The sequence below is a fragment of the Pannonibacter sp. CBAS1226 genome (assembly GCF_055685825.1).
The window spans coordinates 229,514-243,684 of the sequence record NZ_JBVOUO010000001.1 but is presented as its reverse complement, the minus strand read 5'-3'; the positions used below and the strand labels follow the sequence as shown (position 1 = coordinate 243,684).

Genomic DNA, 14,171 nt, shown 5'->3' with positions numbered 1-14,171 from the left:
TCAGCGCCCCACCGCGTAGGCCTGCATCAGGCGCGGCGTTGCCGCCGCCCGCAGCAGGCCATCGGCATCGCGGCGCGCAGCCGTCAGGCGTCCGACGCTCCAGCTGTCAGCAACCGTCACCTGATGCCCGCGCCGGCGCAGCTCTGCAATCGCCGCCGCGCCGAAGCTCTCCTCCACCATAATGTGGCCCGGCTCGGACGTGCGCGGATAGAACGAGCCGGGGAAATGGGTGGAGTGGAACAGCGGCGCATCAATGGCCGCCTGCAGGTTATTCGTGTGATGGGCATAGCGCAGGAAGAACGGCAGCTGCCACTGGTCCTGCTGGTCGCCGCCGGGCGTCCCGAAGGCCAGCGCCGGCCGCCCCTGATAGAGTGCAATGGATGGCGTCAGGGTCGTGCGCGGACGCTTACCGGGGGCAAGGGAGGTGGGCAGCCCTTCCTTCAGCCAGAACATCTGCGCGCGCGAATTGAGCGCAAAGCCAAGCCCCGGAACCACCGGCGAGGACTGCAGCCAGCCGCCGGAGGGGGTCACCGCCACCATGTTGCCCCAGCGGTCGATCACATCGATGTGGACCGTATCGCCCTTCTTCTCGGTCAGATGCGCCATGGTCGGCTCATACACCGCCCCCCGGCCGGAGAACTCGGCCAGCATGGCCATGGTTGCATCGCGCTGATGCTCGTAGCCCGGCACGGTTCCGGGGCGCAGGTCGAACGAGGCCTCAGGCCCGATCAGCTTGCGCCGCTCGCTGTTGTAGCCCTCCGACAGCAGGAACTCCGCCGGGATTTCCCCGAATTTCGGATCGCCGTAATAGACCTCGCGGTCGGCATAGGCGAGCTTCATCGCCTCGACCACATGGTGGACGAAATCGGGACCGGCCGGGTCCATCGCGCCAATGTCAAAGCCCTTGAGCAGCGCCAGCGACTGCAGCAGCACCGGCCCCTGCCCCCAGGCCTGCGTCTTGGCTACGGTCCAGTCGTGGTAATCAAAGGTCTGCGGCGCCTCGATGGTGGCGCTCCAGCCAGCCATGTCGTCAGCCGTCAGCACGCCCTTGTGCTTCTGGCCGCTCGCATCCATCACCTCGGCCGTCTTGAGGTAGTTGCCGATGGCCTCGGCGACGAAGCCCCGGTAGAAGGCATCACGTGCGGCCTCCACCTGCTCTTCGCGGCGGGTCTTTGCTTCCGCCTCCGCAATGATGCGCTTCCATGTTTCCGCCAGAACCGGATTGCGGAAGTTGGCATGCGGCTCGGGTGCCGCCCCGCCGGGCAGCCAGGTCTCGTATGAGGTCGGCCATTCCTTCTCGAAGAAATCACCCAGCCCCTTGATGGTCGCCGATACGCGCGGCAGCATCGGATGACCGTTCTCGGCGTAATAGATGGCAGGCTCCAGCACCTCGCGCAGGGACAGGGTGCCATAGTCGCGCAGCATCAGCATCCAGCCGTCGAAGGCGCCCGGAATGACGGTGGACAGCAGCCCGTCACCGGGGATCAGCTTCAGCCCTTCGCTGGTGTAATGCGCGATGGTGGCGCCTGCCGGGGCTGGCCCTTGCGCGCAGATCACCTCCACCTTGTCCGTCTTCTTGGAATAGATGACCGCTGGCATGTCGCCGCCGGGCCCGCACAGATGCGGCTCGACGATCTGCAGGACAAAGCCTGCTGCAACCGCCGCATCAAAGGCGTTGCCGCCCTTTTCCAGAATGCTCATGCCGACCGCAGAGGCGATCCAGTGGGTCGAGGTGACAACACCGAAGGTGCCGAGGATTTCCGGCCGTGTGGTGAACTCAGTCAATTTCTGTGCCTTCTTCTGCAAATCAGTGTTCGCGCGGGTCCAGCGCATCGCGCAGGCCATCGCCAAGGAGGTTGAAGCCGATCACCACAAGGAAGATCGCGGCACCCGGCCACATGGCCATCCAGGGCGCCTGTGAGAGGAAATTCTTCGCCACATTCAGCATGGAGCCCCAGCTGGCCGCCGGAGGCTGCTGCCCGAGGCCGAGGAACGAAAGGCTCGCCTCGGCAATGATGGCGGTGGCAACGGTCAGCGTCGCCTGAACGATGATCGGCGCTGTGACATTGGGCAGGATGTAGCGGAGCATGATGTCCATGTGGCCAAGGCCGACAGACCGGGCCCCTTCCACATAGTCTTCCTGCTTCACCGCCAGCACCTGCCCCCGTGTCAGCCGGACGAAAATGGGCATGGCGGACAGACCAATCGCAATCATCGCATTGGTGAGGCTCGGGCTGAGGAAGGCGGCAAGGGCGATGGCCATGATCAGGAACGGCAACGCCAGCAGCGCCTCGGTGACGCGCGAGATGACGAGATCCACCCAGCCGCCGAAATAGCCGGCCAGAATGCCGAGAGGCACCCCGATGCCGACGGCAATCAGCACCGAGAAGACACCGGCCATCAGCGAGGCTCTTGCCCCCCAGATCATGCGCGACAGGATGTCCCGGCCCAGATCATCCGTGCCAAGCCAGTGAGCTGCCGAAGGGGCCTTGCGGATCGCCGACCAGCTGGTGGCCACCGGATCGGCGATGGGCAGCAGTGGCGCAAGAATGGCCAGAGCGGAAAAGAAGGAGATGATGATGAGCCCGGCCAGCGCGCTGCGGCTGGAGCGCAGCTTCTTCCAGGAGCGGCTGCCTTCGGGCCTTGCCGCCACGGAGGGCTGTTCGATCGCGGTCATAGGCTTGCCCTCAGCCGTGGATTGAGAAGGACGTAGAGAACATCGGCAACAAGGTTCATCGCGATGAAGCCAACCGCCGTGCAAATGACGACGCCTTGCACCACCGCATAGTCCCGGTTGAAGACGGCATCGACGATCAGCTTGCCGAAGCCCGGAATGGTGAAGATCTGTTCCGTCAGAACCGCTCCGGCCAGCAGCTCGCCGAACAGCAGCGCGCTCAGCGTGACGACCGGCAGCAGCGCATTGCGGAAGGAATGCGACAGCACCACTTCGCGCGGCGACAGCCCCTTGGCCCGCGCCGTGCGGATGTAATCCTGCGACAGGACGCCGAGCATGGCCGAGCGGGTGTGCCGCATCAGCGTCGCCGCCAGCGCGGTGCCCAGCACGAAGGCCGGCATGATCATCGTCTGCAGCGAGCGGATGGGGTCCACGAAGATCGATTCAAAGCCCGAGGCCGGCAGCCAGCCGAGGTTCACCGACACCAGCAGGATCAGCATGATGCCGAGCCAGAAATTGGGCACCGACAGACCCGAAAGGGCAATGATGCTGGCGATATAGTCGATGGCCGTGTTCTTCTTCACCGCCGCCAGGATGCCCATCGGCACGCCGATCAGGAAGGCAAAGATCATCGACATGACGGCAAGCTGAATGGTGACCGGCAGCTTCTGGGCGATGAGTTCGGTCACCGGCTGATTGGTGCGCAGGGACACACCGAGATCGCCGGTCATGACGCCGCCAAGCCAGGTCAGATACTGGACCGGCAGCGGATCATTGAGGCGGTATTTCTCCCGCAGCATTTCCAGAACCGCAGGATCACGCTCCTCCCCGGCCATCACGAGGACGGGATCGCCCGGCAGAAGCTTCTGCAGCGAGAAGACAAAGATGGAAATGATCAGCAGCGTCGGAATGGCGACCAGCAGACGCTTCGCAATGTAGACAGGCATGGATGCCATCCTTCACGGCACAGGTGGGATGGGGAGCGCTGCGGAGGAGGCTCCGCAGCGCCCGTGGACGAACAGGAACCAGCCCCGCCAGGGGGCGGTTCCCTCAGTCTTCCTTTTTCAGGCCAACAAGGCGGATCATGCCATCCGGCGAGGCGACGAAGCCTGTGACATTCTTCTGCATCGCCCAGATCCAGGACTGGTGCCCGAGATAGATGATCGGCATATCGTCGTTGAGGATCACGCTCGCCGCATCATACTTTTCCTTGCGCACGGCATCATCCGTCGAGGCGCGCGCCTCGTTCAGAAGCCGGTCGACTTCCGGATTGCAGTACTTGGTGTCGTTGATGCCGCCATTGCAGGTGATGAACTGGTGGATGTTGCCATCCGGATCGACACGGCCCGACCAGTCCGAACGCGACAGCTGATAGTTTCCGCGCGTCTGCTCGTCGAGCAGCGTGGCAAACTCGGTCGACTTCAGGCTGACATCAAAGCCCGCCTCCGCCACCATCGACTGCACCACCTGCATCATCTGCTGGGCAACGGGATTGTTGGCGACTTGAAGCTCGATGGGCACGCGGTCGTATCCGGCCTCCTGCATCAGTTCCTTGGCCTTTTCCACATCACGGGCGGGAACGGGAAGCGCGGCATTGAACCACGGGCTGTTCGGCGGGAACGGCTGGTTGCCGCCAACGGCCGTGCCTTCATAGACGATCTGGTTGAGGGCATCGCGGTCAATGGACAGGGAGAACGCCTGACGCAGGCGCTTGTCCTTGCCGAAAGGATTGTCGGCCCGCGGGCCATTGGCGATGTTCGCATAAAGCGCCATGTAGCCGATGTTGACCACATCCGCATAGGTAAGCTTCGCATTCGCCTTCACCGCCGCAGCATCGGTGGGGGCAAGGCGCTCGATCATGTCGAGATCACCCGACTGCAGGTTGGCCAGCCGGACGGTGGAATCGGGGATCGGCAGATAGGTGACCTTGTCGATGAAGACCGCGTCCTTGTTCCAGTAGTCCTGGAACTTCTCCAGCACGATCCGGTCCTGCTGGATGCGCTCGACAAACTTGAACGGCCCTGCACAAACCGGGCTGGAGCCGAAGTTGGCACCAAGCTTTTCAGCCGCTGCCGGAGAGACGATCATGCCGGCCCGGTCCGAAAGCTGGGCCAGGAGCGTCACGTCAGGCTTCTTCAGCGTAAACACGACCTCGAGCGGCCCCGTTGCCTCGACCTTCTCGACCGAGGACAGCTCGCTCTTGCGGCGGGACTCGGGCAGCGTCATGTTGCGCTCGATGGTGGCCACCACGGCGGCGGCGTCCATATCCGTGCCGTCATGGAACTTCACGCCCTCGCGCAGCTTCATCGTCAGGGCCATGCCGTCCTCCGACCAGGCCCATTCCGTTGCCAGCTGCGGAATGATCTTCAGATCCGGCGACACATCAACCAGCTTGTCGCACATGGCGGTGTAGACGATGCGGCCGACAAAAGTGCGCGACTGCGCCGGGTCCAGCACATCGGCATCATCCTGCAGGCCGATCTTCAGCTCGGCGGCGGCAACGGGCAGCGCCGAAAGCGCCCCAAAGGCAAGCGCGGTCGTCAGGCGCAAAAGTCGGGTCATGCCATTCTCCTCTGTTCCATTGGTTCTGTTGGCTCACAAGGGACCGGCTTGTCTGCGCCGGCTTGTCCCGTCATCCGGGCGGTTTCCGCCCGGTGATTTCTGCTTGGGGCGGAGGCCGCCCGGTGATCTCTGCTGCGGGCGGTTTCCGCCCGGCGAAGTCTCAGGAGGCAATTGCCTCGTCAGCCGCGTCTGGTGCAGGCGCCTCGTGGTCGAGCGACGTTGCGCGGATGAGGCGCTCCTGCAGCATCAGGAGGTGCTGGCGCATCGCCTCTCCCGCTCCCGCCGGATCACGCGCGGCAATCGCTGCGATGATGTCCTCGTGCTGTGCATAGGCCATGCTGATGCCGGAGCCTGTCCGGGCCCGCTCGCGGATGTTCTGCCAGGCCTCATCCTGCCGGACCTGGTTGATCACGTCGAAAATGGTGAGGAACAGCCCGTTGCGCGCGCTCTGGGCGATCTGCCGGTGCAGGGCGCCGTCCCACAGCTCGCGGGCATCTGCGTCATCACTCTCCTTGATGCGCCGGGCAAGATCACGCATGCGCGCCAGTTCGGCAGGCTTGGCCCGCAGTGCCGCCAGCTGCGCCAGTTGCGGCTCGATCCGCAGGCGCACCTCCATGATTTCCATGAAGTCGGTTCCCGCAACAATCGCATCAACCCCTTGCGCAAGGCCGCCGGGCCGTTGCCCCGCAAAAGTGCCCGCCCCCTGCCGGCGCCAGATTTCCCCTTCCGCCTCCAGCACTTCGAGAGCGCGGCGGATGGCGCGCCGCCCAAGGCCGAGCTTTGCCGAAAGCGCCCGCTCGGTCGGCAGCTTTCCATCCGCACCGAAGTCACCTTCGCGCAGCATGTCGCGCAGTTTCTCCAGCGCGTAATTGGCATTGTCAGGATGCGGGACAGTCTGGACCATTGAGTGAACCATTTTTAAGATTGGTTCATCCTGTTGGACAATGCGGCAGTCTGTCAAGCGGCAAAGCTAAGCAAATGGCACGCCTAAAGACTGTGCAAATGCCCATCATTTTCGCGGGTAATCTGGAAGTGGTTCGATGCTCCGCCCCAGCCGCGCGCGCCTCACCCCACAACGGCGAATGATAACGGCATACTCCGGAGACAGGAGAAAGGTCTGAACCAATTCAGAATCTGGTTCAGCGCCTCAGATCTGCGCGCAAGCCGCCTGATGCAGCCAGCGGCCGAGGGTGAGGATGTCGAAGACCGGCAGGCCGAAGCGCTGGCGCAGGGCTGACGAGAACGGCGGCAGGTTGGTGCATTCCAGCAAGAGCGCGCCGGTTGAGGGATGCTCCGCAATCAGCCGCGCCGCCACCGCCTCCAGCTCCGCCTGAAGCGCAGGTGCATCATAGGCCGCCCCGCCCTCGATCAGAGCGCGAAACGCCCCACCCTGCGGCAGGCCCGCAACCGGCGTTGCCGGATCTGCGCCCACGCCAGCGAAATGCGCAGGACCAAGGGAGCCAGCATCATAGGTGATCACACCCACCGTTCGCCCCCTGGGCAGGAGACTGGCGATCACCGGGATCTGCAACAGGCTGGAGGTGGCCAGCGGCAGGGACAGACGGGCGGCCAGCACCGGCTGGCGCGCCGCCAGAAAGCCGCAGGAGGTGATGAGCGCCGCAGCACCCTGCTCCCGCAACGCCTCTCCGGCGGCCACGAAAGCATCCAGCAGATCCGCATCATCCCCGCCCACCACCTTGCGCGCCGTTGCGCCGCTGACGGTCTGGAACAGCACCGGAAACGGCCAGCTCGCCGCATTGCCCACATCGCCCGGCGGCCGTTCAAAGACGGTGTCCAGCATGATGATGCCCAGCGGCGGCATTGCTTCTGCGGCGGCATGGTCCATGGTCTGCAACGGCTTTCCCCAGACTGAGAATTGCGGCTCGCCACCAGAAAACCACTGGCAGGGCCGGACGGATCAGGATTACCTGTATCCCGGCAAAGGCATCAGGGACACCGGCACGATGAGCATCATCACCAGCATTGACGATCTGGAAAAACTCTATGGCACTGCGGGGCCCGCCTCCACCGTCAAGGAAAGCCCGCGCATCACGCCGGAATACCGCCGCCTGATCGAAGCCGCGCCTTTCTGCGCGCTGGCCACCAGCGGGCCGGAGGGGCTGGACTGTTCGCCGCGCGGCGACAAGGGCTCCTGCGTCATCATCGAGAATGACACCACCCTGCTGATGCCCGACCGGCGCGGCAACAACCGGATCGATTCCTTGCGCAATGTGGTGCGCGATCCGCGCGTGGCGCTGATGTTCCTCATTCCCGGCCATGGCAACGCCCTGCGCATCAACGGCCGCGCCGTTGTCAGCATCGATGAGGCGCTGCTGACCCGGCTGGAAATGGAAGGAAAGCGGCCGCGCTCCGTTCTCGTCATTTCCATCGAAACCATCTATTTCCAGTGCGCCCGCGCCATCATCCGCGCCGGATTGTGGGACGCCGCCGCCCATGTGGACTCCAGCACCCTGCCGACACCGGGCCAGATCCTCGCCAGCCTGTCGGATGGCAGCGTGGGCGGCGAAGCCTATGACAAGGAATGGCCGGAACGCGCCCGCACGAGCATGTGGTGAAGCAGCCGGCAACCAACGCCCACCCTCTCCTCCGTCATCCCGGCCAAGCGCAGCGCGAGCCGGGACCGGTGAGCCCGGGCGCTGCTTGCACTGCCCCTGCGCCAGAGCCGGTATACCTTGGCTCACCGGCCCCGGATCTCCGCTCCGCTCCCGTCCGGGGTGACGATGGAGAGGGTTACGAAACACAAGGCCCCCTCCGAAACCGCCCGCATTTGGCATCTGGAAACTCTTGCCCCATATGAAGGCAGAACGCCTGCCGCCAACCATTGGAAAATCTCATGTCCGGAAACCCGCTCCTCACCGTCTGGTCCACCCCCTTTGGCCTGCCGCCCTTTGCTGACATCGCCCCGGCGCATTTCCGCGAGGCCTTTGAAACGGCCATGCAGAGCGCACGCAAGGAGATCAACGCCATCGCGGATCAGGCAGAGGCACCAAGTTTTTCCAATACGATCATTGCTCTTGAAACGGCTGGCGAGGACCTCTCCCGCGTTGCCCGCACCTTCTTCAACCTGACCGGCGCACACACCAACGCTGAACTGCAGGACATCGAGCGCGACATGGCGCCGAAGCTGGCCAAGCACGGCTCCGATACCATGCTGAACCCGAAGCTCGCCGCCCGCGTGTTTGACCTGTGGGAGCGGCGTGACAGCCTCGGCCTCAGTGCTGAGGAACTGCGGGTGCTGGAGCGCTACAAGCTGGGCTTCACCCGCTCGGGCGCGGGGCTGGACGAGGCCGGCAAGGCCCGCATGGCCGAAATCGGCCAGGAGCTGGCGACCCTCGGCACCCGCTTTGCCCAGAACGTGCTGAAGGATGAATCCAGCTATCAGCTGGTGCTGGAGACGGAGGAAGACCGCGCCGGCCTGCCCGATTTCCTGCTCGCCGCAGCCGCTGCCGCCGCCCGCGACCGGGGGCTGGAGGGCAAGCACGTGATCACCCTCTCCCGCTCCTCCATCGAGCCGTTCCTGCAATTCTCCACCAACCGGGAAAAGCGCGAGGAAGCCTTCAAGGCCTGGGCCGCACGCGGCGAAACCGGCGGCGAGACGGACAACCGCGAAACCGTGGCCCGCACGCTGGCCCTGCGCGCCGAAAAGGCGCAGCTGCTCGGCTATCCGCATTATGCCGCCTACAAGCTGGACGACTGCATGGCCAAGACGCCGGAGGCCGTGCGCGCGCTCCTGACCCGCGTATGGGCGCCTGCCGTGGCGCAGGCCCGCACCGAGCGTGACAAGCTGGCGGAAGCCGCCCGCGCGGAGGGCAACAATGCCCCCATCGCCCCGTGGGACTGGCGCTACTATTCCGAAAAGGTGCGCAAGCGCGACCATGATCTCGATGAGGCGGAGCTGAAGCCCTATCTGCAGCTCGACAAGATGATCGAAGCCGCCTTCGACACCGCCACCCGCCTGTTCGGCCTCACCTTCGAGGAGCAGAAGGGCCTGCCGGTCTATCACCCGGATGTGCGCGTCTTCGAGGTGCGCGCCCGCGACGGCAAGCATGTGGGCCTCTTCCTCGGCGATTATTTCGCCCGCCCGTCCAAGCGCTCCGGCGCCTGGATGAGCGCCTTCCGCCCGCAGCACCGGGCGAAGGGTGAGGTCACCCCTATCATTGTCAATGTCATGAATTTCTCAAAGGGCGCCGATGGCGAGGCCGCCCTGCTGACCTTTGACGACGCCCGCACCCTCTTCCACGAATTCGGCCACGGGCTGCATGGCCTGCTGTCCAATGTCACCTATCCGTCCATCTCCGGCACGTCCGTGGCGCGGGACTTCGTGGAACTGCCCTCGCAGCTTTACGAGCACTGGCTGAGCCAGCCGGAGGTGCTGTCCCGCTTTGCCGTGCATTACAAGACCGGTGAGCCCATGCCCAAGGCCCTGCTCGACAAGGTGCTGGGCGCACGCAACTTCAATCAGGGCTTTGCCACGGTGGAATACACCGCCTGCGCCCTCCTCGACCTCAATCTCCACGAGATCCCGGACCCGGCGGGCATTGATGTCACGGCCTATGAAAAGACGGCGCTGGCGGAAATCGGCATGCCGGACGAGATCATCATGCGCCACCGCATTCCGCATTTCTCCCACGCCTTTTCGGGCGAAGGCTATTCTTCCGGCTATTACAGCTACATGTGGTCAGAGGTGATGGACGCGGACGCCTTCGGCGCCTTCGAGGAAACCGGCAACATCTTCGACCCCGCCACCGCCACCCGCCTCCACGACTTCATCTACTCCGCCGGCGGCCGCCAGGACCCCGAAGAAGCCTACAAATCCTTCCGCGGCCGCGGCCCGGACATTGATGCGCTGCTGGAAAAGCGCGGGCTGAAGGCGGCGTGAGGGTTTAGAGGGAGTTTGTTGCCCCGGCCCGGGGAACCGGGCTGGGGGATGTTCGAGATCCATTTCTTCGGGAGTTTGTCCATAGACATATACAACAAACAAGCTATCCCTATTTAAATCAGAAGCAGCACAACCTCCGAAACACAGATATGCTGACCGCTTGCTGAAGCTCGTTAAGCCCCCTTCACCTACACGCCCTACCTCATTGCATCTGCTCACAAAAATATGGCAACCTGCAGTTATAATAATGTGGGCTTTCTTTTTTAGGGGGGCATATGAGCAAGTTTGTTGTCTTCTTGAGCCATTCTAGCCGAGACAAGGAGATTGTGCGCCGGATAGATAAGCAGCTCAAGTCTGCAGGATTTGGCACTTGGCTAGATGAGAACGATATTCCATTCGGCAAATCAATATCGTCTGAGATCCAGAAGGGAATTGAGAGATCAAATATAATACTTCTATTCTTAAGCGATTTCTCAATATCATCCAAATGGGTTGAAAATGAATGGCAGGCTAAATTCTTTGAGAATATCAACTCAGAGAAAATTGGAGTAATTCCAATATTATTAAGTGACTGCAAGATTCCAGCATTTTTACGCGACAAAAAGTATGTAGACTTCAGAAAAAGAGGCGAATTCGACGATTCACTTGCTACCCTTCTAAGTTTTTTATCTAAACTCCGATCCACTGAGAATCATGTCGATCGAATAACCCTAGAAGAAAGAGACGGAATACTAAACAGCGTCCGAGAAATACTGGCAGATCTGGAAGGGGAAAGTATTTCTCTACCGTTTCGGCCCGGATTAAAGATCGTAAAGACTCTAAAAAAAGTTCCTCGATCCGGCAAAAGGGTCCGCCTCGATGGCTTTAAACCGCAACTTAAACCCCGTTCGATATACGATCATATACTTTCTTTAGCTCATTTGGTAGATTGTATACTACCAAACATTGACCACAAACTCAGTCCGGGGGACATTCGCGATCTGGCACTTTGTATTGCATATCACGAACTGAATGAAGTTATCTTGGGCGATATTCCTTCCTATACTAGCTTAACAAGAAGTACTCGTCGAATGATTGGAGTTTATGCGGAGGAGAGATTAAGGAGCGTTCCACCAGATCATCGCGAGAAAATTGCGAACAATTTGATTTGGATGTTTTTAAGCGACAAACATAGACAAGCATTAAAAGCAACGATGGATATTTTTGCACGTCCATCTGAGGGCGTTTTTCCGCTTTTCCGTGCACTGGATAAAATGGACCCAATCGTGGCAATTTGGCGGTATCTTCATTACTATCGAGGACAACTCGGCATCAACCCACGCGCATTTAACAGTAGAATGAAGGATTTTTATGAAAATCCAGATATCAAGAACTATATGTCCGAACACAAATTGGACACTCGCCTCATTGATTCAGTAGTTTTCCTTCAAGACAGAAGCAAGTCCTGGGATTACTACATTGACAGGGAATCAATTTTCTCCAACGGTATGATTACATGCATTCCACAGGATGTATTAATTAAGGCAATCGAAGGAATTTCATTATACTTAGAGTAAGATAGAAATATTGTGAATTTAGAAAATATAAATTGCCGCTAATGCTACGAACCATGACTGATATTTTATATATATGATTGACTGCTTAATTTGATACGCCTGCGTCCCTTTGCCATTCCCCCGCACATCGACACCGCCCCCTGCCGCCGGTAGATTTGCCGGGACAGATACTCCCCCGAGGGCGCCGTGTGGTGCCGGGGTTGGCTGATGGCGGTTCAGGATGCAGGTTTCTTCTCAAGGTTCTCCCTCTGGCAATACGGCGTCACAGGCCGCGCATCCGCTGTTCCGGGCGGGGATGGTGGCGGCTGGGCTTTGCGGGGCGGCAGGCGTCGCGCTGGCGGCGCTTGGCACGCATATGGATGCAACCGGGCTGATGAGTGTTGCCTCCGGCATGCTGCTGTTCCACGCCCCGGCGTTTCTGGGCCTTGGCGCGCTGGCGCAGTTGCGGCGGGTGCCGCTGCTGCCCGTGGCCTTCGTGCTGCTGCTGGCGGGCGTTGCGCTGTTCAGCGGCGATCTGGTCAGCCGGGCGCTCACGGCTGAACGGCTGTTTGCCATGTCCGCACCCACCGGCGGCTCGCTGATGATCTGCGGCTGGCTCGCCGTGCTGCTCAGCGCGGCCTTCGTGCGGCCGCGCTGAAGATCAGCCTCCCGGTGTGTTTGCCACGCCGGGAGCTTCCCTCAGGTCTTAGAGATGGAATTGCCGCCATCGGCGGTCAGTGCCGTGCCGGTGACGAAGGAGGCATCGTCACTGAGGAGGAAGGCTGCTGCGGCGGCGATCTCTTCCGGCCGGGCAAGGCGCTTCAGGGCATGCAGCCCGGCCACCCAGTCCAGCGAGGCCTGATCCTGCGGCGCCATGTCCGTGCGGGTGCCGCCCGGCAGCAGGGCGTTGACCCGGAGCCCCGCCGCCCCGTGCTCTGCCGCCAGAACCTGCGTCAGGCCAATGAGCCCCGCCTTTGCGGCGGCATAAGCCGCCATGCCCGGCAGGCCCGCCGCATGGCCGACGAAGGTGGAGGTGAAGACGATGGAGCCCTGCCCTCCCTCTGCCAGCATGGCCGGGATCTGCGCCCGCGCCAGATGGAAGGCGCTGGTGAGGTTGACCTCCAGCACCCGGTGCCAATTGGCCGGGCTCATCTGCGGCAGCGGCACCATGTCCCCCACCATGCCGGCGTTGTTGAAGGCCCCGTCGAGGCGGCCGAACTGGCCGAGGGCGGCATCCACCAGCGCCTGCGCATGTTCTGCCTCAGCCACATCCCCTGAGACGGCGACGGCTGCACCGCCGTCCGCGTTGAGTTCCGCTGCCAGCGCCTCCAGCCTGTCCTTGCGCCTTGCGCCAATGACGAGCCTTGCGCCCCGTGCCGCAAACATCCGCGCTGCCGCTTCGCCGATGCCGCTGCTGGCGCCGGTGATGATGATGACCTTGTCTTTCAGTTGCATGGATCTGCTCTCCGGTTGAAAACACCGGCAAGCTAGGCGGCGGGAGAAGCCGGAACGACCCGAAACCAGACCGGCAAGCCATTGTCCGGACAGGAATATTTTTGCGTTCCGCTCGCTTTCCGGGTTGCAGCGGATCGGGGAACTGGAGGCACCAACGGCAAGGGGCGGAGCCGTTCCCGGCCCCGCCCCTTGCTCATCGCATAAAGCCCTGCAGCGTTACTTCAGCCGAGCTGCATGCCATTCCACGTGATCGCGGCCGAAGGTGGCAACGAAGTTGTAGGAATGGTCATAGCCCGCCTGCAGGCGCACGGTGGAGGGTGTGCGGGTCCGGCCCAGCGCTTCCGCGAGGGCTTCAGGCTTCAGCAGGTCCAGGAACTGGTCGGACAGGCCCTGATCGACCAGAAGGTCCGAAGACCAGCCCTTGTCCGCCAGAAGGTGCACCGCATCATGACCGCGCCACAGGCTTTCGTCCGCGCCGAGATATGCCCCCAGCTGCTTGCGGCCCCAGTCCGAGGCGGACGGGTGGGCAATCGGCGCGAAGGCCGAGAGCGAGGCATAGTGGCCGGGGTGGCGCATGGCGAGCGTCAGCGCGCCATGGCCGCCCATGGAATGGCCGGTGATGCCGTGGCTGTCCGTCACGGGGAAGGACGCAGCCACGAGATCGCGCAGCTCGCGCACCACATAGTCTTCCATGCGGAAATGCGGTGCCCACGGGTCCTGCGTGGCGTTGACATAAAAACCGGCGCCCTGCCCCAGATCATAGGCCTCGTCATTGGCAACACCCTCGCCGCGCGGGCTGGTGTCGGGGAAGACGATGGCCAGACCGAACTCGGCCGCATGGGCCTGCAGCCCGGCCTTGGTCATGGCGTTCTCGTGGGTGCAGGTCAGGCCCGACAGATACCACAGGCAGGGCACGCGCCCTGCCTTGGCCTGCGGCGGCAGGTAGACGGCGAAGGTCATCGGCACGCCGCAGACATTGCTGTCATGGGTATAGACGCCCTGCACGCCGCCATACATGCGGCTTTCGGAAACGGTCTTCATCGCC

General features: G+C 62.3%; 12 protein-coding genes. 4 read left to right on the top strand and 8 right to left on the bottom strand.

Going from position 1 to position 14,171, the window contains the following annotated elements:
• The 6 genes from AC0CMF_RS01170 to AC0CMF_RS01145 all read right to left on the bottom strand — a co-directional run bounded on the left by AC0CMF_RS01170 (position 1) and on the right by AC0CMF_RS01145 (position 7,082).
• The gene (locus AC0CMF_RS01170) at positions 1 to 1,785 is read right to left on the bottom strand and encodes a gamma-glutamyltransferase family protein (RefSeq protein WP_472480807.1); all 1,785 of its coding nucleotides are present in this window, start codon (positions 1,783 to 1,785) and stop codon (positions 1 to 3) included.
• Positions 1,786 to 1,807: 22 nt separating this feature from the next.
• Entirely contained in the window at positions 1,808 to 2,677 is an 870-nt protein-coding gene (locus AC0CMF_RS01165) for an ABC transporter permease (RefSeq protein ID WP_472480805.1), read from the bottom strand.
• Entirely contained in the window at positions 2,674 to 3,621 is a 948-nt protein-coding gene (locus AC0CMF_RS01160; RefSeq protein ID WP_472480803.1) for an ABC transporter permease, read from the bottom strand. The genes AC0CMF_RS01165 and AC0CMF_RS01160 overlap by 4 nt, the downstream gene beginning before the upstream one ends.
• Before the next feature lie 103 nt (positions 3,622 to 3,724).
• Complete coding sequence (locus AC0CMF_RS01155) at positions 3,725 to 5,236, bottom strand: ABC transporter substrate-binding protein (RefSeq protein ID WP_472480801.1); 1,512 nt, start codon at positions 5,234 to 5,236, stop codon at positions 3,725 to 3,727.
• 160 nt (positions 5,237 to 5,396) lie between these two features.
• Positions 5,397 to 6,140, bottom strand: a complete 744-nt coding sequence (locus AC0CMF_RS01150; RefSeq protein WP_082205921.1) for a FadR/GntR family transcriptional regulator — start codon at positions 6,138 to 6,140, stop codon at positions 5,397 to 5,399.
• A 243-nt stretch (positions 6,141 to 6,383) separates the two neighbouring features.
• On the bottom strand, positions 6,384 to 7,082 hold the full coding sequence (locus AC0CMF_RS01145) for an aspartate/glutamate racemase family protein (RefSeq protein ID WP_472481306.1): 699 nt from the start codon (positions 7,080 to 7,082) through the stop codon (positions 6,384 to 6,386).
• Between the two features lie 118 nt (positions 7,083 to 7,200).
• Here AC0CMF_RS01145 and AC0CMF_RS01140 point away from each other — a divergent pair, with 118 nt between their 5' ends.
• The 4 genes from AC0CMF_RS01140 (at position 7,201) to AC0CMF_RS01125 (ending at position 12,329) form a co-directional block, all read left to right on the top strand.
• Entirely contained in the window at positions 7,201 to 7,812 is a 612-nt protein-coding gene (locus AC0CMF_RS01140) for a pyridoxamine 5'-phosphate oxidase family protein (RefSeq protein WP_058899568.1), read from the top strand.
• A 278-nt stretch (positions 7,813 to 8,090) separates the two neighbouring features.
• Positions 8,091 to 10,136, top strand: a complete 2,046-nt coding sequence (locus AC0CMF_RS01135; protein ID WP_374630129.1) for a M3 family metallopeptidase — start codon at positions 8,091 to 8,093, stop codon at positions 10,134 to 10,136.
• A gap of 275 nt (positions 10,137 to 10,411) precedes the next feature.
• Complete coding sequence (locus AC0CMF_RS01130; protein WP_374630128.1) at positions 10,412 to 11,692, top strand: toll/interleukin-1 receptor domain-containing protein; 1,281 nt, start codon at positions 10,412 to 10,414, stop codon at positions 11,690 to 11,692.
• A 220-nt stretch (positions 11,693 to 11,912) separates the two neighbouring features.
• Positions 11,913 to 12,329, top strand: coding sequence for a DUF423 domain-containing protein (locus tag AC0CMF_RS01125; protein WP_374630127.1), 417 nt, complete (start codon positions 11,913 to 11,915; stop codon positions 12,327 to 12,329).
• A 41-nt stretch (positions 12,330 to 12,370) separates the two neighbouring features.
• Here AC0CMF_RS01125 and AC0CMF_RS01120 read toward each other — a convergent pair whose 3' ends face one another.
• Complete coding sequence (locus AC0CMF_RS01120; RefSeq protein ID WP_374630126.1) at positions 12,371 to 13,126, bottom strand: SDR family oxidoreductase; 756 nt, start codon at positions 13,124 to 13,126, stop codon at positions 12,371 to 12,373.
• A gap of 216 nt (positions 13,127 to 13,342) precedes the next feature.
• The gene (gene fghA, locus AC0CMF_RS01115; protein ID WP_374630125.1) at positions 13,343 to 14,167 is read right to left on the bottom strand and encodes an S-formylglutathione hydrolase; all 825 of its coding nucleotides are present in this window, start codon (positions 14,165 to 14,167) and stop codon (positions 13,343 to 13,345) included.
• Between the last annotated feature and the right edge of the window lie 4 nt (positions 14,168 to 14,171).

Bases quoted from the DNA above. Each gene is read 5' to 3' on its own strand.
- AC0CMF_RS01125 (WP_374630127.1), top strand. From the start codon at position 11,913: ATGCAGGTTTCTTCTCAAGGTTCTCCCTCTGGCAATACGGCGTCACAG.
- AC0CMF_RS01120 (WP_374630126.1), bottom strand. From the start codon at position 13,126: ATGCAACTGAAAGACAAGGTCATCATCATCACCGGCGCCAGCAGCGGC.
- AC0CMF_RS01150 (WP_082205921.1), bottom strand. From the start codon at position 6,140: ATGGTCCAGACTGTCCCGCATCCTGACAATGCCAATTACGCGCTGGAG.
- AC0CMF_RS01140 (WP_058899568.1), top strand. From the start codon at position 7,201: ATGAGCATCATCACCAGCATTGACGATCTGGAAAAACTCTATGGCACT.
- AC0CMF_RS01160 (WP_472480803.1), bottom strand. From the start codon at position 3,621: ATGCCTGTCTACATTGCGAAGCGTCTGCTGGTCGCCATTCCGACGCTG.
- AC0CMF_RS01130 (WP_374630128.1), top strand. From the start codon at position 10,412: ATGAGCAAGTTTGTTGTCTTCTTGAGCCATTCTAGCCGAGACAAGGAG.
- AC0CMF_RS01165 (WP_472480805.1), bottom strand. From the start codon at position 2,677: ATGACCGCGATCGAACAGCCCTCCGTGGCGGCAAGGCCCGAAGGCAGC.
- AC0CMF_RS01135 (WP_374630129.1), top strand. From the start codon at position 8,091: ATGTCCGGAAACCCGCTCCTCACCGTCTGGTCCACCCCCTTTGGCCTG.
- AC0CMF_RS01155 (WP_472480801.1), bottom strand. From the start codon at position 5,236: ATGACCCGACTTTTGCGCCTGACGACCGCGCTTGCCTTTGGGGCGCTT.
- AC0CMF_RS01145 (WP_472481306.1), bottom strand. From the start codon at position 7,082: ATGGACCATGCCGCCGCAGAAGCAATGCCGCCGCTGGGCATCATCATG.
- fghA (WP_374630125.1), bottom strand. From the start codon at position 14,167: ATGAAGACCGTTTCCGAAAGCCGCATGTATGGCGGCGTGCAGGGCGTC.